23 protein-coding genes and 1 pseudogene are annotated in these 24397 nt (G+C 26.9%); 19 read left to right on the plus strand and 5 right to left on the minus strand.

Annotated features, from left to right (window positions below):
• Positions 1–137: 137 nt before the first annotated feature.
• From ACYUEW_RS15885 to ACYUEW_RS15915, 7 genes are all read left to right on the plus strand, one after another.
• On the plus strand, positions 138–869 hold the full coding sequence (locus tag ACYUEW_RS15885; protein WP_163201544.1) for a polysaccharide deacetylase family protein: 732 nt from the start codon (positions 138–140) through the stop codon (positions 867–869).
• A gap of 358 nt (positions 870–1227) precedes the next feature.
• Positions 1228–2100 carry a pyridoxal 5'-phosphate synthase lyase subunit PdxS gene (gene pdxS, locus ACYUEW_RS15890; RefSeq protein ID WP_003484240.1) on the plus strand — a complete coding sequence of 291 codons (873 nt, stop codon included), beginning with the start codon at positions 1228–1230 and terminating at the stop codon, positions 2098–2100.
• Positions 2101–2104: 4 nt separating this feature from the next.
• On the plus strand, positions 2105–2683 hold the full coding sequence (gene pdxT, locus ACYUEW_RS15895; RefSeq protein WP_460277297.1) for a pyridoxal 5'-phosphate synthase glutaminase subunit PdxT: 579 nt from the start codon (positions 2105–2107) through the stop codon (positions 2681–2683).
• Positions 2684–2943: 260 nt separating this feature from the next.
• On the plus strand, positions 2944–3153 hold the full coding sequence (locus tag ACYUEW_RS15900; RefSeq protein ID WP_003484243.1) for a hypothetical protein: 210 nt from the start codon (positions 2944–2946) through the stop codon (positions 3151–3153).
• A 268-nt stretch (positions 3154–3421) separates the two neighbouring features.
• Positions 3422–4909, plus strand: a complete 1488-nt coding sequence (locus tag ACYUEW_RS15905; RefSeq protein WP_003484246.1) for a spore germination protein — start codon at positions 3422–3424, stop codon at positions 4907–4909.
• On the plus strand, positions 4899–6032 hold the full coding sequence (locus ACYUEW_RS15910) for an endospore germination permease (RefSeq protein WP_163201547.1): 1134 nt from the start codon (positions 4899–4901) through the stop codon (positions 6030–6032). Before ACYUEW_RS15905 ends, ACYUEW_RS15910 begins: the two co-directional genes overlap by 11 nt.
• Positions 5986–7131: a Ger(x)C family spore germination C-terminal domain-containing protein gene (locus ACYUEW_RS15915; protein ID WP_052500390.1), complete on the plus strand. Its 1146-nt coding sequence runs from the start codon at positions 5986–5988 to the stop codon at positions 7129–7131. Before ACYUEW_RS15910 ends, ACYUEW_RS15915 begins: the two co-directional genes overlap by 47 nt.
• Before the next feature lie 379 nt (positions 7132–7510).
• On the opposite strand, the gene ACYUEW_RS15920 is transcribed toward ACYUEW_RS15915, so the two are convergent.
• Complete coding sequence (locus ACYUEW_RS15920; RefSeq protein ID WP_460277265.1) at positions 7511–8743, minus strand: aminopeptidase; 1233 nt, start codon at positions 8741–8743, stop codon at positions 7511–7513.
• 329 nt (positions 8744–9072) lie between these two features.
• Here ACYUEW_RS15920 and ACYUEW_RS15925 point away from each other — a divergent pair, with 329 nt between their 5' ends.
• The 4 genes and pseudogenes from ACYUEW_RS15925 to ACYUEW_RS15940 all read left to right on the plus strand — a co-directional run.
• Positions 9073–9213 carry an MCP four helix bundle domain-containing protein gene (locus ACYUEW_RS15925; protein WP_242651466.1) on the plus strand — a complete coding sequence of 47 codons (141 nt, stop codon included), beginning with the start codon at positions 9073–9075 and terminating at the stop codon, positions 9211–9213.
• Positions 9200–9355, plus strand: coding sequence for a hypothetical protein (locus ACYUEW_RS15930; protein ID WP_003484257.1), 156 nt, complete (start codon positions 9200–9202; stop codon positions 9353–9355). Before ACYUEW_RS15925 ends, ACYUEW_RS15930 begins: the two co-directional genes overlap by 14 nt.
• Positions 9356–9415: 60 nt before the next feature.
• Positions 9416–9637 (plus strand): methyl-accepting chemotaxis protein, encoded by a 222-nt coding sequence (locus ACYUEW_RS15935; RefSeq protein ID WP_003484259.1) that lies wholly within the window; start codon positions 9416–9418, stop codon positions 9635–9637.
• A gap of 296 nt (positions 9638–9933) precedes the next feature.
• A pseudogene (locus ACYUEW_RS15940) lies at positions 9934–10086 on the plus strand (methyl-accepting chemotaxis protein); the annotation flags it as partial.
• Positions 10087–10444: 358 nt separating this feature from the next.
• On the opposite strand, the gene ACYUEW_RS15945 reads toward ACYUEW_RS15940, so the two are convergent.
• A complete protein-coding gene (locus ACYUEW_RS15945; protein WP_042384493.1) occupies positions 10445–11035 on the minus strand; it encodes a hypothetical protein in 591 nt (196 codons plus the stop codon).
• A 257-nt stretch (positions 11036–11292) separates the two neighbouring features.
• Between ACYUEW_RS15945 and ACYUEW_RS15950 the strand changes: the two genes are divergently transcribed.
• Positions 11293–13011, plus strand: a complete 1719-nt coding sequence (locus ACYUEW_RS15950) for a methyl-accepting chemotaxis protein (RefSeq protein ID WP_003484265.1) — start codon at positions 11293–11295, stop codon at positions 13009–13011.
• Positions 13012–13307: 296 nt separating this feature from the next.
• On the opposite strand, the gene hcp is transcribed toward ACYUEW_RS15950, so the two are convergent.
• Positions 13308–15020, minus strand: a complete 1713-nt coding sequence (hcp, locus tag ACYUEW_RS15955) for a hydroxylamine reductase (RefSeq protein WP_045515573.1) — start codon at positions 15018–15020, stop codon at positions 13308–13310.
• A 443-nt stretch (positions 15021–15463) separates the two neighbouring features.
• Here hcp and ACYUEW_RS15960 point away from each other — a divergent pair, with 443 nt between their 5' ends.
• The 5 genes from ACYUEW_RS15960 (at position 15464) to ACYUEW_RS15980 (ending at position 19316) form a co-directional block, all read left to right on the plus strand.
• Positions 15464–15979 carry a VanZ family protein gene (locus ACYUEW_RS15960; protein WP_003484270.1) on the plus strand — a complete coding sequence of 172 codons (516 nt, stop codon included), beginning with the start codon at positions 15464–15466 and terminating at the stop codon, positions 15977–15979.
• Positions 15980–16152: 173 nt separating this feature from the next.
• Positions 16153–16533 (plus strand): GntR family transcriptional regulator, encoded by a 381-nt coding sequence (locus ACYUEW_RS15965; RefSeq protein ID WP_003361249.1) that lies wholly within the window; start codon positions 16153–16155, stop codon positions 16531–16533.
• Positions 16534–16538: 5 nt separating this feature from the next.
• Positions 16539–17435 (plus strand): ABC transporter ATP-binding protein, encoded by an 897-nt coding sequence (locus ACYUEW_RS15970; protein WP_042384504.1) that lies wholly within the window; start codon positions 16539–16541, stop codon positions 17433–17435.
• Positions 17419–18495 (plus strand): ABC transporter permease subunit, encoded by a 1077-nt coding sequence (locus ACYUEW_RS15975; protein ID WP_460277269.1) that lies wholly within the window; start codon positions 17419–17421, stop codon positions 18493–18495. Before ACYUEW_RS15970 ends, ACYUEW_RS15975 begins: the two co-directional genes overlap by 17 nt.
• A gap of 134 nt (positions 18496–18629) precedes the next feature.
• The gene (locus ACYUEW_RS15980) at positions 18630–19316 is read left to right on the plus strand and encodes a VanZ family protein (protein WP_003484276.1); all 687 of its coding nucleotides are present in this window, start codon (positions 18630–18632) and stop codon (positions 19314–19316) included.
• A gap of 112 nt (positions 19317–19428) precedes the next feature.
• On the opposite strand, the gene ACYUEW_RS15985 is transcribed toward ACYUEW_RS15980, so the two are convergent.
• A complete protein-coding gene (locus tag ACYUEW_RS15985; protein ID WP_003484279.1) occupies positions 19429–19749 on the minus strand; it encodes a YbjQ family protein in 321 nt (106 codons plus the stop codon).
• A gap of 543 nt (positions 19750–20292) precedes the next feature.
• On the opposite strand from ACYUEW_RS15985, the gene ACYUEW_RS15990 reads away from it, so the two are divergent.
• Both ACYUEW_RS15990 and glpK read left to right on the plus strand, forming a co-directional pair.
• On the plus strand, positions 20293–20997 hold the full coding sequence (locus ACYUEW_RS15990) for an MIP/aquaporin family protein (protein ID WP_042384507.1): 705 nt from the start codon (positions 20293–20295) through the stop codon (positions 20995–20997).
• A 291-nt stretch (positions 20998–21288) separates the two neighbouring features.
• On the plus strand, positions 21289–22785 hold the full coding sequence (glpK, locus tag ACYUEW_RS15995; RefSeq protein WP_460277272.1) for a glycerol kinase GlpK: 1497 nt from the start codon (positions 21289–21291) through the stop codon (positions 22783–22785).
• A gap of 274 nt (positions 22786–23059) precedes the next feature.
• Here the strand turns inward: glpK and ACYUEW_RS16000 are convergent, their stop codons facing one another.
• A complete protein-coding gene (locus tag ACYUEW_RS16000) occupies positions 23060–24097 on the minus strand; it encodes a S66 family peptidase (RefSeq protein WP_460277274.1) in 1038 nt (345 codons plus the stop codon).
• Positions 24098–24397 lie beyond the last annotated feature (300 nt).

The raw sequence follows: 24397 nt of genomic DNA on the forward strand, positions 1-24397 counted from the left end.
ACATTTTACATAATATATAAGTTTTTTATTTATAATGAAAAATTAAAAGGGAATAATTTAATTAATAATACTAATACTAAAAAATAGAGTAATCCTAAATAACTAATATAACAAAAATTTAGGAGGTATATGTTTAAATGAATACTAAACTTAAAAGATCTATTTATTTACTCTTATTTTTAACTTTAATTTTTAGTGGATTCATTGCATTTAACTATAAAGTTAAGGCTGATAAGAAAGAAGATATAAGTGATAAAAAAGAAATTTATCTAACATTTGATGATGGTCCCAGTGATAAAACCACAGAAAATATACTTGACGTTTTAAAGGAAAATGATGTAAAAGCTACTTTTTTTATAATAGGAAAATATATTGAGGGTAGAGAGGATGTTCTAAAAAAAATAGTTAAAGAAGGCCATAGTTTAGGGTTACATACTTATAGTCATAATTACAAAACTATCTATGAGAATAATAAAATTTTTATAGATGAAATGTTAAAATGCCAAAATGAAATTTATAGAGCCACAGGAGTTAAAACTAATATAATTAGATTTCCTGGGGGAAGTGTAAAAAGGTTAGATGAAGAATTTAAACAGGAATTAGAAGAGAAAGGTTTTAAAATATACGACTGGAATATGGCATTAACAGATGGTATAAATCCTAAGGCACCTGTAAGTAAATTTTATAAAGAGGGAACTAAAAGAAAAAAACCATTATCTAAAATTATATTACTCATGCATTGTGATTATCTGAATAAAAATACTTGTAGAGCTTTACCAGATATAATTAATTTTTATAAAAATCAAGGCTATGAATTTAAAATTATTGATAAGAGTACTCCAGAATTCATATTTCCTTATAAAAAATAGAAATGTTTAGGTTTATCCATGTTTTATTTTTTGCAATTAATATTAATATGTATACTCAAGGTGTTAAAAAATAAATTTATTATGGATTCTAAATAATTATTTAAAAATACTTTTAGAAATTGATATAATTTCTAAAAGTATTTTTTATGTACACCTAGTAGTGAGAGGAATTTGGAGGTGAAATTCTATTTTGAATCTAGTAGTGAAAGATCCATAAGGGAAATCGTAAGAATAGTTTTAGCACTAAGTAGAAAAAAATAATCTCTATTTTAAATGTATGGATACAATTGAGGTGTTGCTAATCTTATGAAATAATGATATTGATTAATTTGAAAATGCATAAAAGGGGGATATATTTATGGAAAAGAGACATGAATTAAACAAAAATTTAGCTCAAATGCTTAAGGGTGGAGTTATAATGGATGTTGTGAACCCAGAGCAAGCAAAAATTGCAGAAGAAGCTGGGGCTGTAGCTGTTATGGCATTAGAAAGGGTTCCATCAGACATTAGAAAACAAGGGGGAGTAGCTAGAACTTCCGATCCTAAGATGATAAAAGAAATAATAAATGCAGTTTCAATACCGGTTATGGCAAAGGTTAGAATAGGTCATTTTGTAGAAGCTCAAATATTAGAAGCTATAGGAGTAGATTATATAGATGAAAGTGAAGTTTTAACACCAGCAGATGATTTGTTCCATATAAATAAAAAAGATTTTAAAGTTCCTTTTGTTTGTGGCGCAAGAAATTTGGGAGAAGCTTTAAGAAGAATAGGAGAAGGAGCTTCTATGATAAGAACTAAAGGGGAAGCAGGTACAGGAAATGTAGTGGAAGCGGTAAGACATATGAGAACTATAAGCTCAGAAATGAGAAAACTGCAACTTACGCCAAAAGAAGAGTTAATGACTGCAGCTAAAGAAATGGGAGCACCATTTAATTTAGTAGAATATGTGGCAGAAAAGGGTAAACTTCCAGTAATAAATTTTGCAGCAGGTGGTATAGCAACACCAGCAGATGCAGCTTTAATGATGCAGTTAGGGTGTGATGGAATATTTGTAGGTTCTGGAATATTTAAATCAGATAATCCAGAAAAAAGAGCAAAAGCTATAGTTAAAGCAACAGCTTATTTTAAAGATCCAGAGGTTTTAGCTAAGGTTTCAGAGAACTTAGGAGGAGCAATGTCAGGTTTAGAAATTAGTAAGCTAGAAACAGAATTTGCTGAAAGAGGCTGGTAAAATGATAAAAGTAGGGGTGTTAGACTTACAGGGCTCTGTGGCGGAACATATGAAAATATTAGAAAAAATAGAGAATGTAGAGCCTGTTAGAGTGAAGTATAAAGAGGATTTAGATGATATTCAAGGAATAATATTACCAGGGGGAGAAAGTATAACATTAGGTAAGCTTTTAAAAGATTTTAATATATATGATACGTTAAAAGAAAAAATAGAAAAGGGCTTGCCAGTTTGGGGAACCTGTGCAGGTATGATATTATTAGCAAAAGATATACAAGGACAAAAAGAGTCATACTTTAAAGTTATTGATATAAAAGTGAAGAGAAATGCCTATGGTAGTCAATTAAATAGTTTTTCTATAGAAGAAATGTTAGAAGATATAGATAAAGAACCTGTAGAATTGGTGTTTATAAGAGCACCTTATATAACAACCGTTGGTTCTAATGTAACTATATTAAAAAGGGTAAGAAAGAATATAGTTGCGGCGAAAGAGAAAAATGTTTTAGTAACATCTTTTCATCCAGAACTTACAGAGGATACAAGATTTCATAAATATTTTATAGATAAATTTATAAAAAATAAATAAAGTATTTTTTATACTTATTAGTATGTATTTTAAATAAATATAATTATATAAAATAAACTTATTTAAATATAAAAAACTCTTTTTAAGTGTGTACATCAAATATGCAACTTAAAAAGAGTTTCTTACTTGGAAAATTCCATAGCAATTTCAATAAAATTATTATAAAATGCATAATTAATTATAAATAATTGAAAAAAATTACCAAAAGATGTATAATATAAATATGATTTGGAATTTTATTCAAATGGAGGGTGTGCATTATGCTAGACAGGGGATTTATACAAAATGGATACGTTTATAATGAATACGGGGATAGAATGTATTTTATAGAAGATATTTATATTTATAATTTAAATAATATGCTTTGCGAATTTTATATTAAAGATAATTTAATTTGTGAAATGGAAGGCTCAGGGAAATACTGGTTAAATAATAACTCTATATATTTTTTAGGTAAACAAGCTATATAATAAAAGAACATGTTAAAAGAAAAATATTAAAGGATTTCTAATTCTAGATATGGTAGAATGCTTTACATTAAGTTTACTAGAATTTATAAAGTATAAAAGCACTATGAAAATTTAWTATTTAAATAAATTTTCATAGTGTTTTTTAGTAGAAATTTATTTAAATAATTATTTAAATAAATAGGTATTTTATGAATAATATAATTAAATTTGGTGATTCTGCACATAATATATGATAAGTATATACAAATCATATAAGAAAGGATAAAAAATGAGAGATAAATTAGATGATAAAATAAAACCTATTTTAGATAAACTTAATGCTCCGGATAAATTTAATGTAAAAAAAATAAATTTAGGTAAAGGAAACAATATAAAAATAGCATTAGTTTATGATAAGGATTTAATAGATAGAAATATAATAAGTGATTACATATTAAAACCATTAATGCTTCATGTGGAGGAAAGTTTTACAGGTAAAGAAAATATTACAGAAATTTTAATGGAAAAATATATATGTGTAGATGATACTATTTTAAAAACAGATAATGAAGAAATAACAGATCTTATAAAGAAGGGATCTACAGCAGTCTTTGTTCCTAATAGTGAAAATACTATAATTATTAACACTGTTAAAAAAGATTATAAACCTATACTTCCACCAGAAATAGAGACTTCTATAAGAGGGCCTAAGGAGGCTTTTACAGAAAGTATAGAAAGTAATTTATCTGTAATTAATAGAAGAATAAAAGACAAAAATTTAAGAATTGAAAGGTTTATAGTTGGAGAAAGATCACAAACAGAAGTAGCAATTATATATATAGAGGATATAGCAGATGAGAAATTAGTAAATAAGATAATGGAAAGAGTAAATTTAATAAAAGTAGATCATATAAAAAACGCAGGGTATATAGAGGAATATATAGAAAATAATTCCTATACTGTATTTCCCCAGTCTTTTACTACAGAAAGACCAGATGTAATGGCAGTTAATATCATGGAGGGGAAAATAGGCATATTAATGGAAGGATCTCAGCAAGGGATAACTTTACCAGCTATTTTTATAGAATTTTTTCAAACTGTAGAAGATTATAACCAAAAATTCATGTTATCCACAGTTATAAGATTTTTTAGAGTAATAGCTGTAGTTTTAGTATTAAGTTTAACCTCTATATATTTAACTCTCGTAAAATTCAATGTGGAATTACTGCCAGATAAATTATTGCAACCTATTGTTCAATCTAGGGTTGGGATTGCTTTCAGTCCAGTAATGGAGATAGTTTCAATGGAACTTATAATAGAATTTTTAAGAGAAGGAGGATTAAGATTACCTTCAAAGATAGGGCAAACTTTAAGCGTAGTTGGTGGTATTATAATTGGAGATGCGGCTATAAAATCTCATTTTGTAAGTTCTACCACCCTTTTAATGGTAGGTATTTCTACGGTGGCTACCTTTCTTATTCCAAATTTTGAAATGTCGTTGGCCATTAGGATATTAAAATTTCCTATATTGTTTCTTACTAATGCCTTAGGAATAATAGGAGTTTCCATAGGGTGGTTTTTTATATTGGTTGAATTATGTTCTTTAGATAGTATGGGGGTTCCATATCTTCAGTTTAAGAAATCTGATATGAAGGATACATTTATGAGAGCTCCTTTATGGAAAATGAATAAAAGACCAAAGGCTATACCAAATAAAAATCCTGTACGGCAAAAGGATTTTAGGAAAAAATTTAGGGGGAATGATAATGGAAAATAATAGAAATGATGTTTTAACTACGAGTCAAACTATGGTTATGATAGCGGGATCTATGATAGGGATAGGAATATTATCTCTTCCAGCTAATTTAACTAAGGTAGCTCACAATGATGGTTGGATCGGAGTAATTATAGGAAGCTTATATCCATTTTATATGGTGTTTTGTGCCCTTATAATATTTAAAGATAATTCTTACAAAAATACTAATATAATAGAAATAAGTAAAACATATTTTGGAAAGTTTTTTGGAAACTTGCTAGGACTTATATTCACTATTCAATTTTTAGCTTATATAATCATTACTGCTGCTAATATAAGCAATATGTTAAGAGTTTATTTAATTTTATTTTTAGAGCAATATAAATTAGCAATTCCAATACTATTAATTTCAGTATACACTGCTTCTAAGGGAATAAGAGCCTTAGGAAGAATAAATGAGGTTATTTTTTATGCATCCATTCCACTAATATTATTAACTGTATTGGCATTAAAACAAGGAAATATATTAAATATTAAACCTATATTGGGTACTCCTATTTCCACTATTTTAAAAGCTAGTATAGAACCTATATATTCTTTTGTAGGCATAGAGATTATTTTTTTAATAGTTCCCTTAATGAAGGATAAAACTAAGATAAAGAGCTCATTTTTAGAAGCCACTGCAATTATAGTTTTTTTGTATATATGGTTAAGTTTTGTATCTATATATTATTTAGGAGCAGATGTAGCAAAAAATTTATATTGGCCTACGTTATCTATTGCAGAAACAATTTCTATACCAGGCATAAGTAATTTTAAATTTGTATTTATGTTTTTATGGAGCAGTATAATTTTTAAAACTATAGCTAATCAGAATTATTTTTTTTATTATTCACTTTCTAGTATATTTAAAAAAATAAATTCCACCATTTTGTATATGATAGTATTTTTGTTTGCTACTATAATTGTTAGTAGGTTAGATAGTTTTATATTCCTTAAAAAAATTAATGAAGGTGTTAGTATATTTTATTTAGTATTCAATTTAATTTTTATAACTATCATAACTATTATAACCCTTATAAAGAATGGAGGAAAAAATGAAACAACTAGTACAAAAACTAATGAAAAGTTTAGAGAAGAATAGAATTAATATAATAATTATTATAATAATTACTTTAAATATATATTATTATAATCCCAATATAAAATATGCAGAGGAATTAGACATACCCGCTGGAATAGGTTATGATTTTCAAACCAAAATAGATGATATAAGATATTATAAAATACCTATAAGTACATATATTTTTAATTCAAATGGTACTACTACAAGTACTGTACACGAAGGAAAAGGAGAAACTCTCTTAAAAACTCGCCAATATAGACAAAGAAAATCTAATAGAAAATTCTTATTGGGTAATGAAAAAGTTTATTTAATTAGTGAAAAATCTGCTTATGATGGAATAAATGAAATTACTAATCTTTTGTTTTTTAATCCTTTAGCTAATTCGCAGGCAATTTCATTAGTTTGTGCTGGAAACCCAAAAGATATGTTAAATTATAAAATACAGGGATATCCTAATTCTGCAGATTACATATATGGATTGATTCAAAATTCACCACAATATAATTTTTTTCCTGTGAAAGCCTATACTACTAATGCAAATTATTACCATATGAAAACAGAGGGAAAAAGTTTAGTCCTTCCTTATATAGAAGCAACAAAGGATGGGATAGAAATCACAGGAATGGCACTTTTTAAGGGAGATAAAATGGAAAGAAAAATAGATGTAAATGAAATGCAAGTGCTAAATAGGCTAAGAGAAGACAAAACTAAAGGAATTATTAGTATTGAAAAAAATTATAAAAACTTTGCAGAAATGGACTGTTATATAAAAAGAAAGGTAGAATGTTATAAAGAAAAGGGTAAATATAGATTTGTAATAAAACTAGATATAAAAGGAGATATGATTAACTGTAAGTCTTGTAAGGATGAATTATGCAATCAAGAAGGAAAAGACGTTGTAGTAAAAAAATTTGAACAAAAAATATATAAAGAGTCTTATAAATTTATTAATAAAATGCAAAATGAATACAAGGTAGATGTTTTAAACCTAGGTAGTGTGGCAGCGGCTAAATATGGTAGAAACACTGGAGTAAATTGGGATGATGTGGTAAGTAATTCAGAAATAGAATTAGACATAAATATGAGACTAATTCGTGGGGCTAGAGGAACTTTCTAATTAATTAGTTTCAATGATAAAGCTAAATATTATTTAGTTAGTTTAAATTAATATATTTAATAAAAAGGTTAATTAAAAAAAATAAACTTTCAATTAAATATAATTAAATTGTTATAAAACATTTAATAATTAAAAACGGAAAAGATATGAATCTGGGATATAATATTACAAATTCATATCTTTTTCATTTGAAAATAAGGTGAAACCTAATTTAGATTAAGTTTTTATTCAAGATAAATTTTATTTGAATCACTTTAGAGACTAACAATTTTTATTTATCTAGCATAAAAGAGGGTTTTAAAATTGTTAGTTATAGGATAAGGTTTGTATCTTAATAAATCTTATATAGAGTTATTTTATAGAACATAATATTTTTTATTTAAAATGCCCAATCACCTTTTTTGAAAATTTCAATTTCTTCGCCCTTTTTATTTTCACCTATAATATCTAAATCAGAAGATCCTATCATAAAATCTACGTGGGTTAAAGAATTGTTAGCTCCAGCCTTTTCTAATTCTTCTTTTGTCATATTATCACCATTTTCAATACAAGTAGGATAAGCTTCTCCAAGGGCTAAATGGCAAGACGCATTCTCATCAAATAGTGTATTATAAAAAATTATATTTGAATCTGAAATAGGAGAATGAAAAGGTACCAGAGCCACTTCACCTAAATAGCAGGAACCCTCATCTGTTTCTATCAATTTTTTTAAAGTTTCATAACCTTCCTCAGCAGAAAAATCTATTATTTTTCCATTTTTAAATTTTAGAATGAAATTATTTATGAGATTTCCACTATAATTTAAAGGTTTTGTGCTTTTTACTATACCATTTACACCAGTTTTTAAAGGAAGAGTAAAAACTTCTTCCGTAGGCATATTAGCAACAAAATATCTTTTATTTTTATTATATTCTCCTCCACCGCACCATATATGTCCTTTAGGTAATTCTATAGTTAGATCTGTATCTTTTGACTTATAATGCAGTTTAGTTAATTTTTGATCATTTAAAAAATTAACTTTATCAGCTAAATTATTTAAATGTTCTTCCCAAGCTTTAACGGGATCTTCTTTATCTATTCTAACTATATTGAATATGTTTTCCCAAAGCTTTTCTACAGCCATATCTTCTTTTAAGTCTGGGAATACTTTTTTTGCCCAAGCTTTTGTAGGAACAGATAAAACGCACCAAGATACAAAACTATTCATTATATATTCATAGTATTTTTTTAATGCTTTACCTCTAGTTTTATTAGCAGTAGCAATTTTTTGAGGATCAACATTTTTTAACAATTCAGGATTTGAAGCAGATATAGATAGAAAAGCTGCATTTTCTTTTGCCAAGCTTTCTAATTCCTCTACTTCCCAAGTTGGAAATTCTTGGAAAGTTTCAAAGGGAGCTTTCATATATTTTATAAGGGATAGTTCCTCATCATTCCATTTTACGTGTACATTTTTTGCACCAGCATCATAAGCTTTATTAGCTATAATTCTTACAAACTCTGCGCACTCTATAGGTGAATTTATAACAAGTGTTTGGTTAGGTTCTATATTTATACCTATCTTAATGGCTATATCAGCATATTTCTCTAAAAGCTTTTTAAAATCATTCATAAAAACACTCTCCTTACAATATGTGCTTTGGCTTAGCACATATTTCTTTTATTATTAGTTTATACCAATAAACATATAAGTCAATAATATTTGTAAATTAATTAGGAATATATATCTATAATATATAAGTTGAATTATAAGTATAATTACATTATATAAAAAACATATAAAACCTTTGTAAACAGGTGAAATAGAATGGAAAAATATTATAAATAATGAAATTAAGTGAAAATATTTAACAAAAATATAACATTAAGTGAAAAATAATGTATAATATATGATATTTATACAAAATTTATCAATAATATAATTAATAGGGGGACAATATGTTGGATAAAGTAAAAATTAAAGGAAAAATGTTAATATTAACAATAATAATGTTAATGTCCATATTAATTGTTGGAGTTTTAGGTGTATTTAATATATGGAAGAATAATAGGGATATAAATTCTTTATATGAAAAAACTTAATATCTGTAAAGTTCTTAATGATAATAGGAATCAATCTAGGGCTTTAGAAGCGGACATATTATACATAATGCTTAACCAAAATAACAAAGAAGAGCAAAGTAAAAGAATAGAAGATATAAAAGTAAGGGAAAAAAAAGTTTAATGATAATTTTAAAACATTACAATCTACTAAATTGGATGAGCAGGAAATAAAACTGATAATTTGAATTTACTATCTGAAGGGGACTTTACTGAGGATATAACAGATGAATATTTAGATAGAAGTGATGAAATTGGTATAGTTTTTATCTCACTTAAAAAAATGCATAGCAATATAAAAGAAATGATATTTAAAGTAAAGGATGAAGTTGAAAAATCTATGGAGTTTAATGCTGATATATCAATTTTATTTAATGAATTAAATAAGAATATTGAAGAAGTATGATCCACCACAGAGCAGTTGTCCGCTGAAGTAGAAGAAACTGAAGCTTCGTCAGAAGAAATGAATTCTACATCAAATCAAATAGAAAGAGAGTTATAGAATCTGTTCCAGAACAGGCAAAGGAAGTATCAGATAGATCTATTACTATAAATAAAAGAGCTAAAGATCTTAAAATTGGGGTTGAAAATTGAAGAAAAAATACTTTGAATGTATATGAAATGAATAAAGGAAAATTATCAAAGGCCATAGAAGATACTAAATTTGTGGATGAAATAAATAAGTTATTAGAAACTATACTTGATATAACAGATCAAACAAATTTATTAGCACTAAATGCAGCTATTGAAGCAGCAAGAGCAGGGGAAGCTGGAAAAGGTTTTGCCGTAGTAGCAGAAGAAGTAAGGAAATTAGCAGAAGAATCCAGTAATACAGCGGGACAAATACAAAAAATAACAGAAACTGTAGTAAGTTCTGTAAAAGAACTTGCTAATAATTCATAACAGCTATTAGATTTTATGAATGTAAATTAAAGAAAAGTCAGAGCAATCTAAAGAAAGAGCTGAGCTTTTAATGGAGCTAGTTAATAAATTTAAAATATAAGTTTTGTTAAGCAAACTTTAAATAAAAATATTCAATATAAAAATCTTATAAATAAAGTAAAACACTATACAATTTTTTTATTTGATAAAACTTGCATAGTGTTTTATATTAAATTAATYTTTAAATCTAATAATTATATTATTATGAAAAAGATATAAATTTACCTAAATTATAATAAGTCTTAAGACGATAATATTAGTAATAAATTTTTTATTGTTTTTTATAAGTAAAACAATAAAAAATATAAGAAATTATAGATCCTACAAGATCTGCTATTAAATCTACCATGGTATCCGTAACACCACAACATTCTACTCCTTGCATATCTAAATTAAATAAAGTGTCAATGGTAAATTCGTAAATTTCCCATATAACACCACATAAGGCTGCAAAGGATAAGACAAAAATAAATACAAAAATTGGATTATAACTGTTCATGGAGTTGTGAGGATTATGCTTTTTTAATATAATAATAGCAAAAAATCCTATTATTATACCAGATACAACATGAAGCATAGTATCCCACCATTCATATCTATAAAAATTATTTAGGGTGCCTAAGTAAAGAGAAATGAATATAAAAAATATAATAGACAAGTATAAGCTTTTATCAGGTTTAATTTTCATTATTTTAAAAATTAAAGAAGGTATAAAAGTTAATACAAAAGCAGCAACTCCAATTAGTGTAAAATAGTAATCTTTTTTTGTAAAATTATTTATTACATTAATAAAAATAAGAATTCTTATAATATATTTACATAGATTATAAGTTAATGTTTTTATTTTATAATTAATGTTCAAAATATCACCTAACCTTTCATTTTGCATTATCTAATTTATAATATTATATGGTTATTAATAATTTATTATCATTAGGAAAATATTTCATAAATATTAGGAATATATTTTAAATTTAGAGGGGATTTATAAATTAAATGTGTAAAGCTAAACTTAATTTAGAGTGATTTTTTACTTTGCTTCAATTTTAGATGAAGGACACTTAGTATATTAGAATTGTGAAATTAACGGATAAAAATTAAATAATGAGGTGAGACATAGTGTTAAAAGACATAAAAATTAGAGGAAAAATTATAATTCTTACATTAATAATGATTTTAGTTTCAGTAATTATAGCTGCTACAGGATTTTATTATATAAGATCTGGTAACAAAGAAATGAGTAAGATGTATACTGATCAGTTAATGTCTGTAAAATTAATTAATGACAATAGAAATCAAACTAGAGGCATTGAAAATGATTTATTATATATGATAATTAAAAATAATGATAAATCTGTTTTAAATGAAAAAATTAAGAGTATTAATAATAGAAAAAAAGTATTTAAAGAAAATATGGACTATTTAAAAAAACAGGAGATGGAAGAGGAAGAAAAAAGTATATTTCAAAAGGTAGAAATAGGATTTTCAGAATATGAAAAAAATATAGCTAATATAATTTCATTAATAAATAATAATAAACTTAAAGAAGCTAATGAAGCTTATATAAGCACCAGTAAATCTTTAGAACAATTCCATAATGATTTAAGAACTTTATCAGAACAAAATTCTAAGGAAGCTGAAGAAACAAATACAAATAATGATAAAGATTATGGTAAAATAAAAATAATTTTTTTAACTGTTTTTTTATTAGCAATAGTAATAGCAATAATATTAGCATCTATTATATCTAGGTCTATAGTAGATCCTATAGGAAGAATGGTGAAATATTTAAATGATTTTTCAGAGGGAGATTTTACTGCAGAAATTCCTAAAGAAAGACTTAATAGAAAAGATGAAGTAGGTTATTTAGCTAAATCTCTTGTTAATATGCAAGAATCAATGAGGGGAATGGTTAATAGTGTAAAAAATGAATCTGAAAAATCACTAGAGTTTAGTGAGATTGCTGTAGGTTTAATAAATGAATTAAATATGAATATAGAAGAAGTTTCCTCAACTACAGAAGAATTATCTGCTGGAATGGAAGAGACAGCTGCTTCTGCAGAGGAAATAAATGCCACATCTATTGAGATAGAAAGAGCAATAGAAGGAGTAGCAAGAAAAGCAGAGGAAGTTGCTAATAGGTCTACAGATATAAGTAAGAAAGCAGAAGAGTTAAAAGTAAGTGGAGAAAATTCAAAAAATAATGCTATACATATGTATCAAAATAATGCAAAAGAATTATATTCTGCTATAGAACAATCTAAATCTGTAGAAAAGATAAATGAATTATCTGAAGCTATACTTGAAATAACAGATCAAACAAATTTATTAGCATTAAATGCCGCTATTGAAGCTGCTAGAGCAGGAGAAGCAGGAAAAGGATTTGCAGTAGTTGCAGATGAGGTAAGAAAATTAGCAGAAGAATCTAGTAACACAGCTTCACAAATAAAAGAGGTAATAGCCTTAGTTATAGATTCAGTAGGAAATCTTTCTGGTAGTGCTAAAAAATTACTAGAATTCATAAATGGACAAGTAATAAAAGATTATGAGAAGTTCGTTCAAACTGGGGATATGTATAGTGAAGATGCTAATTACTATAATGATGTTTCTCAAGGGATAAGTGCTACTTCAGAAGAGCTATTAGCTTCTATAAAAAATATAGTGGAAGTTATAAATACTGTAGCCCTAGCTGCCAATGAAGGTGCAGAGGGCGCTACTAATATAGCTAATAAATCTTCTATAGTAGTAGAGAAGGCTAATGAGGTAAAGGAAAAATCAGAAGAATCAGAACATAGGGCAGAGATTTTACAAGAATTAGTATCCAAATTCACTGTATAAAGAAATTACGACTTAAAAAGGAATTATACTGCCCATAGTTAAAAAAAGGATATATGGTTAGAAAGGCAGCTCACTTCGATAAGAGCTTCTAATTTATTTTTTTATTGTAGGTTTTCCTTTCAGTAGGAAATTATTATAACAACCTTTAAAGGTGTTAAAACAAGAAATACTTTTAGAGAAAATAGATATCTAGAAAAATAATCAGAATACTTTATTTTTATAGCTATCTATTGACTAAAAGTATTTTTTGTTTTAATTTTCAACATTTAAAGGCTGTTAAGTCGTAATTTAATTATTTAGTTCATGAACATTTTTATATCTTCATCTACTGAGGATATAGTTCCTATACCAAAGTTTTCTACTAATATTTTAGCCACATTTGGTGATAAGAAGGCTGGTAAAGTTGGTCCTAAGTGAATATTTTTAACACCTAAGTGAAGTAATGCAAGTAATACTATTACAGCTTTTTGTTCATACCATGCTATATTATAGGAAATTGGTAATTCGTTAATGTCTTCAAGTTCGAATACTTCTTTTAATTTAAGAGCTATTACAGCTAATGAATAAGAATCATTACATTGACCTGCATCTAATACTCTAGGTATTCCATTTATATCTCCTAAATCTAGTTTATTATATTTATATTTTGCACAACCTGCAGTTAATATAACTGTATCCTTTGGAAGTGCTTTAGCGAAATCTGTATAGTAATTTCTACTTTTCATTCTTCCATCACAACCTGCCATTACAAAGAATCTCTTTATGGCTCCAGTTTTTACTGCATCAACCACTTGAGGAGCTAAAGCTAAAACTTGGTTATGAGCAAATCCACCTATAATTTCACCTTTTTCTATTTCTTTAGGGGAGGCACATCTTTTCGCATGTTCAATTATTTCTGAAAAATCTTTTTTACCGTCTTTTGAAGGATTAATATGTTTAACTCCTTCAAAACCAGTTACACCAGTAGTGTACATTCTATCTTTGTAAGAAGCTTTAGGTGTAACAATACAGTTTGTAGTCATTAAAATCGGTCCATTGAAGGATTCAAATTCTTCGTTTTGTTTCCACCAAGCATTACCGTAGTTACCAACAAAATGTTTATATTTTTTGAATGCAGGATAGTAATTTGCAGGAAGCATTTCACTGTGAGTATATACATCTACTCCAGTACCTTCTGTTTGTTTTAAAAGTTCTTCCATATCCTTTAAGTCATGTCCACTTATTAATATACCAGGATTATTTCTAACACCTATATTAACCTTTGTTATTTCAGGATTTCCATAAGTTGATGTATTAGCTTTATCTAATAGAGCCATAACATCTACACCATATTTTCCACATTCTAAAACTAAAGCAGTCAATTCATCTGCAGAAAGGGTATCATCTAAAGTAGCTACTAAAGCTTTTGCCATAAAGGCATGGATACTATCTTCATCATAACCTAAATTGTTAGCATGTTCTAAATAAGCTGCCATTCCTTTTAATCCGTAAGTTAAAAGTTCTCTTAAAGATCTTATATCTTCATTTTCAGTAGCTAATACTCCTACTGTTTCAGCTTTCTTTTTAAAATCTTCAGGATTATTTGCAGCCCAAACTGCAGCATCGTGAATTTCTTTTTCATCTTTATCATTTTTTATTCCTAAAACACTTAAGAATTTAGAAGTCCAACTTTTATTTTCCTTAGAATTATAAGAACCACCAGCTTTTATAATAGCATCCTTTAAATCTTGTCTTATTTTTAGACCTTTTTGAACTCTAGCATTTAGAGCTTTACCATCAAAGTTAGCATTAGTTATAGTAGAGAAAAGACTTTCAACTATAAATTTATCAGCTTCATCAGTATTTAGACCTATTTCTCTAGCTTGAGAACTATATATTGCTATTCCTTTTACAACGTATATAATTAAATCTTGAGTTTTAGCTATATCCTCAGTTTTACCACATACACCTTTCACAGTGCAACCACGGCCACCAGCAGCTTCTTGACATTGATAACAAAACATACTCATTATTAATACCTCCATATATTTAAAATTATTTTTAGTTACTAATTTAGTAGAGTAAGTATATCACTTAACTCTGAATTAATTGTATAAAAAAAATATGATTAATTCTGTAACCTATGTTACAAGTAAAACAATTTCTAAAAATTTTATTAGAGATTATTTGTTATATAATTTTGAAAAAACAATATGAAGCAGTCCTTAATGTTAGTTGAAGAATGTTAGCTGAAGTTTGTTTAATAGTAAGAGCTTTTTAATTAAAGGTTAAAAATTTTATAAAGCAATATATAATAATTTTGTTGACAATAGTTAAAAGTTTTAGTATATTATAAGTGTATTAGTTGTAGTAGTACACTTAATACTTTATACACACCTTATTTTTTACAGATGGTAGATATAAGAGAAAATTAATAATTGTTTAAATTCTTAAAGAATGGGATGATTTCAGAATGAAGAAAAAAATAATTAACATTTTATTCACTATAGGATTTGTATTTTATATTTTATTCCTACTGTGGAATATTCCTTTTAAATATGTATCGCCATTAGAGGTATTTAGTACTAATAGATATTTTTCTAGAACACTTAATTTGATTCCTTTTTATGATATCTTTAATGGAAATTATAACAGTTTAGATATTTGGGGCAATATAATTTTATTTATTCCATTAGGAATTTATATGAATATAATCAATAAAAACAACGCTATATATAAGAGAATTTATAAAATTTTTGCAATAAGTTTAATCTTTGAAGCTAGTCAGTATATATTTGGCATAGGTGCCAGTGATATAACAGATGTTATTACTAATACTATTGGAGGAATTATTGGTATAGGTATATATATGGTAATTGAGAGAGTTTTCAAAGAGGATAAGAAAGTAAAAAATTTCATTACTATTTGTAGTATTGTAATTATGATACCAGTTGCAATTATATTAATAGCGCTATTTATATACAATTAGATTATAAACATAATCTATAGTAAATTTATAGAGTGATTTTAATGTTAGATAATATAGCATAGAAGAAAAGACAAATGTAATTTATATTTTAATTTTAAATATTATTAATAGTTTAAAACATAGATTAAAAAATAAATGTATTAGTAATAACAATAAAGTAAGGTGGTGAAGAAATGATAAATATAGATAGCAGAAGTAGCAAACCCATATATGAGCAAATAATAGACGGTATAAAAGAAAATGTTATAAGAGGAATATTGAAACCTGGAGATAAATTGCCTTCTGTAAGAGAACTAGCTGTAATGATAACTACAAATCCCAATACAGTTAGTAAAGCTTATAAAGAATTAGAAAGAGAAAAAATCATAGAGGTTTTAAGGGGAAAGGGAACTTATATATCAGATTTTAATCCTAGGGAGGATGAAGAAAAAATGAGTTTTTTAAGAAAAGAATTAAAGCAACTTTTGATAGAGGCACAATATATGGGAATAGATAAAAAGGAATTTTTAAAGTTAATAGAAGAAATTTATGAAGATTTAGATGGAAAGAGGTGATTAAGTTGATAAGTATAAGTAATGTATCAAAAATGTTAGGAGATAAAAAAGCTTTAAATAACATTAACTTAGATATAGAAAAAGGAAGTATATTTGGAGTTATAGGAGAAAATGGAGCGGGTAAAACTACCCTTATAAAATGCATGCTAGGAATATATAAACAGGATGAAGGAGAAATAAAGGTAGATGGAAAACCTGTTTTTGAAAATACTTTAGTAAAAGGCAAAATAGGTTATGTAGCATCAGAAATTCAATATTATTCATCTTTTAAAGTAAAGGAACTTGTAAAATTCTATACTTTAACCTATAGCACTTTTTCTTATGAACGTTTTAAAGAGCTTAATAAGATATTTAAAATACCAGAAAACAAGAGAATAAGAGAACTTTCAAAAGGGATGAAAATGAGAGTTTCTTTAATGTTAAATTTGAGTATATATCCAGAAATATTAATATTGGATGAACCTACTTCCGGATTAGATCCTATAATAAAAAGAAAATTAATTAACATATTATTAGAAGAGGTTTCAGAAAGAAATACTACTATATTTATAGCAAGTCATCATTTAGATGATTTAGAAAGAATATGTGATTCTGTAGCTATTATAGAAAACGGACAAATAAAATACACAAATAATATAGAGGATATGAAGAAATATATAAAGAAACTTCAAGTTTTATTTAAAGATGAAAATAAAATAGAGGAAATAAAAGCCTGGGATGAAATAATGACAGTAGAAAATGTAGGGAGAATAAATTATTTAATAACAAATAATTATTCAAACGAACTGCAAGAAAAATTAATAAAATCAGGAGCGGAGTTTGTAGAAGAAATAGATTTGAGTTTAGAAGATATGTTTATATACTCCATGGAAGGAGAAAAAGAGAATGAAAAGCTTATTTAGAAATCCTTTGTTTTATAAAGAATGGAAAAATAGTAAATGGATTTGTCTACTTATGACTTTAATTTTATTTTGGGATAAGCCTAATAATGTGCTTGAACAAATCAGCTATCAAAAATATAGCATGCTTATAGATAAAGATTTTGTATTGGATAAAATGTGGTTTAATCAATGTTTATTAGGTTGGAATAGCGGGAAACTGATACTTATATTAGGAGTAATAGCGTTATTTTCCATACTATTATTTAAAGGAGAAAAACAGAGTTCCACATGCGATTTATTACATTCTATGCCTTTTACAAGAAAGGATATTATATTATCTAAGATTAAAGTGGGTATATTAACTGTAGCTATACCATTTTTCATTAATTTTACAATAATGACGGTTCTTTATTTTAACAATAAACCCCATATAGGAACTTCTTATTTAGATATACCTAAGTTTTATTCTATAAATTTATTGTTTTGTTTATTTTTCTTTATATTTTTGACGTTTATGCAAAGTTTAGTAGGACAATATTTTGCAGCAACTATAGTTGCACCAATAACTTTATACGTACCATATATAGTAGTAGGATATGTAGTAGATTTAATAAGATTAAGTCAAAACTTACAGTATGAAAGTCCTAGGCTGATGGCATTAGAGAAATTTGTTAGGAATTTATATATATATGGAATAGTAGATACTAAAGGATTGGAAAGAATTGAAAAAGCGCCAAATGGAGAAGAGATAAGAAATACCTATAAATTTATATATGAAAATTTTGATATTAAAATAATGGTACTTATAGTTTTAATAGTTATTTTCTCTATTTTAGCAGTAATTATATATAACAAGGTCAAATTAGAAAGAATAAATCAATTAATTATATTTAAACCTGTTGAAACAGCATTTAAATTAGGGGTAGGCATATGTGTAGGAATGATTTTTTCACAAATGTTTGGATATCCAAAAGGACCAGAACCAGTTACTAATATGCTACTAATATATATAACCTTATTAATAGGTACAATTATAGGATATTTCATATCAAAATTGGTTATAAAATTTTGCAGTAAATAGAGTTTAAGGAAAGTGCTATGCATTTTCCTTAAATAATAAATTTCAAATATAAATTATAAAGAAATATACATGATAGTATTTAAATTAAATATTATTATGTTCAATGATACTTGTTTTGCAAGGAGATGATAACTATGCAGGGTATTGAAATTTTATTGAGAAATGTGATAATATCTATTATTATTATACTTATACTTTTAAAGATAAATAAAAAACAACAGAATAAGATAGGTCATATAATTGGAGTATTATTTTTTATATTTATAATGAATGTAATTTTTGGGTTAACAGGTATTTCTCCTATTAGTGGATTTCATACAGATATTCGAATTGATGAAATTTCATATATTCCAGTTGTAAGCACTTTGGGAATGGTTAAAGAGGTATTTAATATGGCAGTTGTTGAAAATATACCAAGAAATGAGACTATATTATATCTAGGGGCAAATATATTTGGAAACATTTTAATGTTTGGACCACTGGGGTTATTATTACCTTTACTATGGAAATATTTTAGAAAATTTTCGAAGACTGTTTTATTTGGTTTTTTAGTTTCTTTTACAATTGAGTTTTCTCAGTTATTTTTGGCACGTGGAACAGATATTGATGATTTAATATTAAATACTATAGGAACAATGCTTGGATACTTAACATTTGTTGTTTTTCACAAATTGTTTCCAAAATTTACCGAAAAATTCTCTTTAGAACATGGTGTGGAGAAACCATTATGGAATATATTACCTGTAATTTGTGTAATAATTCCATATTTAGTTACTGTAATATTAGGTTTTCATGACAGAGCTATTTTATTTTCAAGATAAATTGTTTTTACTAGTTATAATCTATTATCCTTAATAAATATAAAAATGCTAGTAATTAATAACTAAGTTAATATTACTAGCATTATTTTAATATTAAAAATTAAGTTAATTGCTATTCAGTTATAACTCCAGTACCAGAAGCTGTTACCATAAGCATTCCCCCACCCTGACCTAAAACCTCATAATCTATATCTACTCCTACTATTGCGTTACAACCTAATGAAGCAGCTCTATCCATCATTTCATCTATAGCTTCATTTCTTGCGCGAATTAACTCTTCTTCATAACCTTGAGATCTTCCACCTACTAAGTCTCTTATTCCAGCCATGAAATCTTTTAAAAAATTAACTCCTGTAATAACTTCACCACAGACTATTCCTTTATATTGTTTTATTTGTTTACCTTCTATGTTATTAGTAGTAGTAATTAGCATAATTAAAACCTCCTAAAAATTATTAATAGAAACAATTCTATATAGTTTATGTAAATCCTTTAAAATTAATATTAAAAATTTCTTAAAGTAATATTAGTTTTAAATTAGCCAGCATATACTAAAAGTGTAAAGTATATTAAATATAATTCAAAGTCAATATTAATTCTTTAATATATAAATTTAATTGAATAAGTTTAAATGGGGGGAGGGAAATTCTTAGTTATTTTTTATAGAAGAGCACATATTATAAATTTTGGTGAAAAACTCTATAGTGAATTAACATTTGGTTGTATTTAAACTAGTATGTAGTAAATTAAAAGTAAAATAATTACAATGTTTTCGAATTTTATATTTTTTGTATAATTAATTTTAAAAAAATGAAAAAATATATATTGAAAACGTAAACAAAAGATGATAAAATAAAATAAATTTAATATTTTAAGGCGGAGATAAGAGAGCCAATTCATTACATTTCAATAGGTGAATTGGCTCTATTTTTGTCTTTTCCAAAATTAAATAATTTTAACAGGGGGAGTAAAAATTATGTCAATTTATATGGCGGAGTTTTTGGGTACTATGATGTTAATTTGGTTAGGAGACGGTGTTGTAGCCAGTGTAGCTCTTAATAAAAGTAAGGGAAAAGATGGTGGTTGGATTGTTGTAACTGCAGCCTGGGGATTAGCTGTTGCTATACCTGCATATATTTTTGGAGGTATAAGTGGAGCTCATATGAATCCAGCAGTTACTATTGGTAATGCAATAGCAGGAAATTTTCCTTGGGCAAATGTAGCAGGTTATATTATAGCTCAAATGTTAGGGGGATTTGCAGGGGCAGTTTTAGTTTGGCTTACTTACCTTCCACATTGGAAAGCTACAGAAGATAAAGCTACCAAGTTAGGTGTATTTTGTACAGCTCCAGCAATAAGAGATACAAAGGCTAACTTTATAACTGAATTTTTAGCAACTGCATTTTTAGTATTTGGTTTAATGGGTTTTGGCCAGGCTAAAATGGTAGATGGTTTTGGTCCATTAACTGCAGGTGCATTTATATTTGTTTTAGGACTTTCTTTGGGTGGACCAACAGGATATGCTATAAATCCAGCCAGAGATTTAGCACCAAGAATAGCTCATGCAATTTTACCTATAGATGGTAAAGGAGATTCTGATTGGAAATATGCATGGATACCAGTATTAGGTCCAATACTAGGAGGAATAGCAGGAGCATTATTATTTATGTTAGTTTTTTAATCAAAACTTTATGAAGACATTTAATCAAATTATTTTATCATGATATAATAAAACAAAAATAATATTAATAAGTTATATATAGTAGAAAAATATTTAAAGAACTTTGTTGTTAATAAGGTTGCATATTATTTATAATTATTTTTACAGTTGAAAGTTTAAATATAAGAAAGTTATGTTTAAAAAGAATTATTTTACTAGTTTTTTATCTTAATATTTTTAAAAGAAATTTATATTATTAAAAAGCAATTTTAAATAGTATACATGATTTAAAAGGGGAAGGTGGAGTTTGTAATGGAAAAATATATAATGTCTTTAGATCAAGGAACTACTAGTTCAAGATGTATAATATTCAATAAAAAAGGTGAAGTAGTAAGCGTTGCTCAAAAGGAATTTACACAAATATATCCTAAAGCAGGATGGGTAGAACATGATCCACTAGAAATATGGGGAAAACAAGCAGGTGTAGCAGGAGAAGCATTAAATATAGCTAGAATTTCTCCAGAACAAATAGCAGGTATAGGTATAACTAATCAAAGAGAAACTACAGTAGTTTGGAATAAAAGAACAGGAATGCCAGTATATAATGCTATAGTATGGCAATGTAGAAGAACTGCTGGTTATTGTGATGAGCTAAGGGAAAAAAACATAGATAAGACTATAAAAGAAAAAACAGGGTTAATGTTAGATGCTTACTTCTCTGCTACAAAAATAAAATGGATATTAGATAATGTAGAAGGAGCTAGGGAATTAGCAGAAAAAGGTGATTTATTATTCGGAAATATAGATACTTGGCTAATATGGAATATGACTAAAGGTAAGGTTCATGTAACGGATTATACTAATGCTTCAAGAACTATGTTATTTAACATACATGAATTAAAATGGGATGAAGAATTATTGGAAATATTTGATATACCAAAATCTATGTTACCAGAAGTAAAACCATCTAGCTGTGTTTATGGTGAAACAGATGAAATATTATTTGGAGTATCAATTCCAATATCAGGAGATGCAGGAGATCAACAAGCAGCCTTATTTGGACAAACTTGCTTTAATGCGGGCATGGCTAAAAATACTTATGGTACAGGTTGTTTCCTATTAATGAATACAGGAGAAAAAGCAGTAGATTCTAAGAATGGACTGTTGACTACTATAGCTGTAGGTATAGATGGAAAAGTTGAATATGCTTTAGAAGGAAGTGTATTCATAGGAGGAGCAGTAATTCAATGGTTAAGAGATGAACTTAGAATGGTAAAAACTGCTCAAGAAACAGAAAAATATGCTACAGCAGTAGAAGATAATAATGGAGTTTATCTTGTACCAGCTTTTGTTGGAATAGGTGCACCATACTGGGATTCTTATGCAAGAGGAACTATATTAGGTCTTACAAGAGGAGCTAAAAAAGAACATATAATAAGAGCTGCATTAGAATCTATGGCATACCAAACTCATGATGTTTTAAAAGCTATGGAAGAGGATTCAGGCATAGAATTAAAAGCATTAAAAGTAGATGGAGGAGCCTGTCAAAATAATTTCTTAATGCAATTCCAATCAGATATACTAGGTGTACAAGTAGATAGGCCAGAGGTAGTAGAAACTACAGCATTAGGAGCAGCTTATCTTGCAGGGCTTGCAGTAGGATACTGGAAAGATAGAAATGAAGTATCACAAAATTGGGCAATCTCAAAAAGCTTTGATCCAGTAATGGAAGATGAAAAGAAAGAAAAACTTATAAAAGGATGGCATAAGGCAGTAACAAAATCAATGGATTGGGAAGAAAAAGAATAAGATAAAAAAGGAAAGTGCGTGGCACTTTCCTTTTTTAGAGTACAGAGTATAGATGAAAGAGTACAGATAAGGGATATGTGTCTAGAAAGACAGCTCAATTTGCTAATATATTATAAATTTGTTTTTGCAAAATATATTGGAAAAAATGATAACCCGCTAATGCTTAAATAATCAGTTTTTCTTAATATATTTTCAGAAAACAAATAATAGTATCTAAGCTTTTTCCAATGTGTTTTATAACACATATCCCAATTTTTAATTGTATAGCGTCAATTTAAATGACTCCTGATTCAAGTATAGAAAAACTTTTTTTATTACAATCAATTTGTGCTATTGCACCATAGGGTATACACATCATTGGCTCATTATGACCAAAGGACATATTATAGATGATAGGTATATGGTAAAGTTCTAATTCAGGTATTATTTTCATAATTACGTTCTTATATTCTTTATAATATTTTTCTTGGTATGGTTTGCCGAAAATTATTGCCTTTGAGTTTTGTAATATACCTTGACTACCATAATTTCTAAGCCAATATTCTACATAAGTAGGGGATGGCATATTTTCTGAGGTTTCAAAGAATAAAATAGTATCTTTAAATACATCATTTGATGGCCATAATGTAGTACCTTTTATCATTTCTAGTACTTCCATGCAACCACCTATTAATTGTCCTTGAATTATTCCATTGCCTTGCAAAAATTCATATCCTTGATTTTTCACCATGTTTTTTGCAATAGATGAGTTACTTTCAATCCATTCTATTCTTTCACCAGTCCATTCATTGGCTGCTGGTATTAATCCAATTGGAGAAGTTTCAAAAAGAACTTTTTTTAGCCAATGGGTAGTATAATCAAATATTTTAATGTTTTCAGCCAGTTCCGCAAGAACGGATGCGCCATAGAAACTAGAGAGATTTCCTTTAAGACATATAAAATGTGATACAGTTGTATCAGAATATCCTATAAATATTTTAGGATTATTTCTTATAATATTCAAATCAATATAGGGTAACATTCTTATACTTTCTTCACCGCCGATACAAGAAAAAATTCCTTTTATAGATGAATCAGAAAAAGCTGACATTAAGTCTTCTGCACGTTTTTCTGGATGATGATATAAATAATCTGATCCTTTTAAAGTGTTTGGCATTTCTACAACTTCTAGACCAAATTGTTCTTGTAATCTCTTTTTTCCTAATTTATATCTCCAAAGTAAGTCTGCATCACCAGCACCGCCCCATGAAAGACTTACTGTAGCTATTTTATCGCCAGGTTTTAATCTTTTTGGTTTCGCTAATTTTAGCATTTATTCCACCTCACAAATATAAATAAATTTTTTGGACTTAGATAAAGTTTTTATTCTTATTAAAGCTTAGTGAATGATTATATAGATACATACTTGCTCTTTAATATTAACTTTAAGAAAATTGAAGTATTAGAGTTAGTGGTTATTAGATAAATCATTTAGTTTAATAAAAATTTTTAATAAAAAGTTAGTGTGAATTTGGTAGATTAAAAATAATAATTAAAGTTGTAACCGAGTATAAACAATAATTTAATTGTAAATATTATACATTGTAGCTATGATAATTTCAACATAATATTA

It is taken from the genome of Clostridium sp. CTA-1 (genome assembly GCF_054768215.1).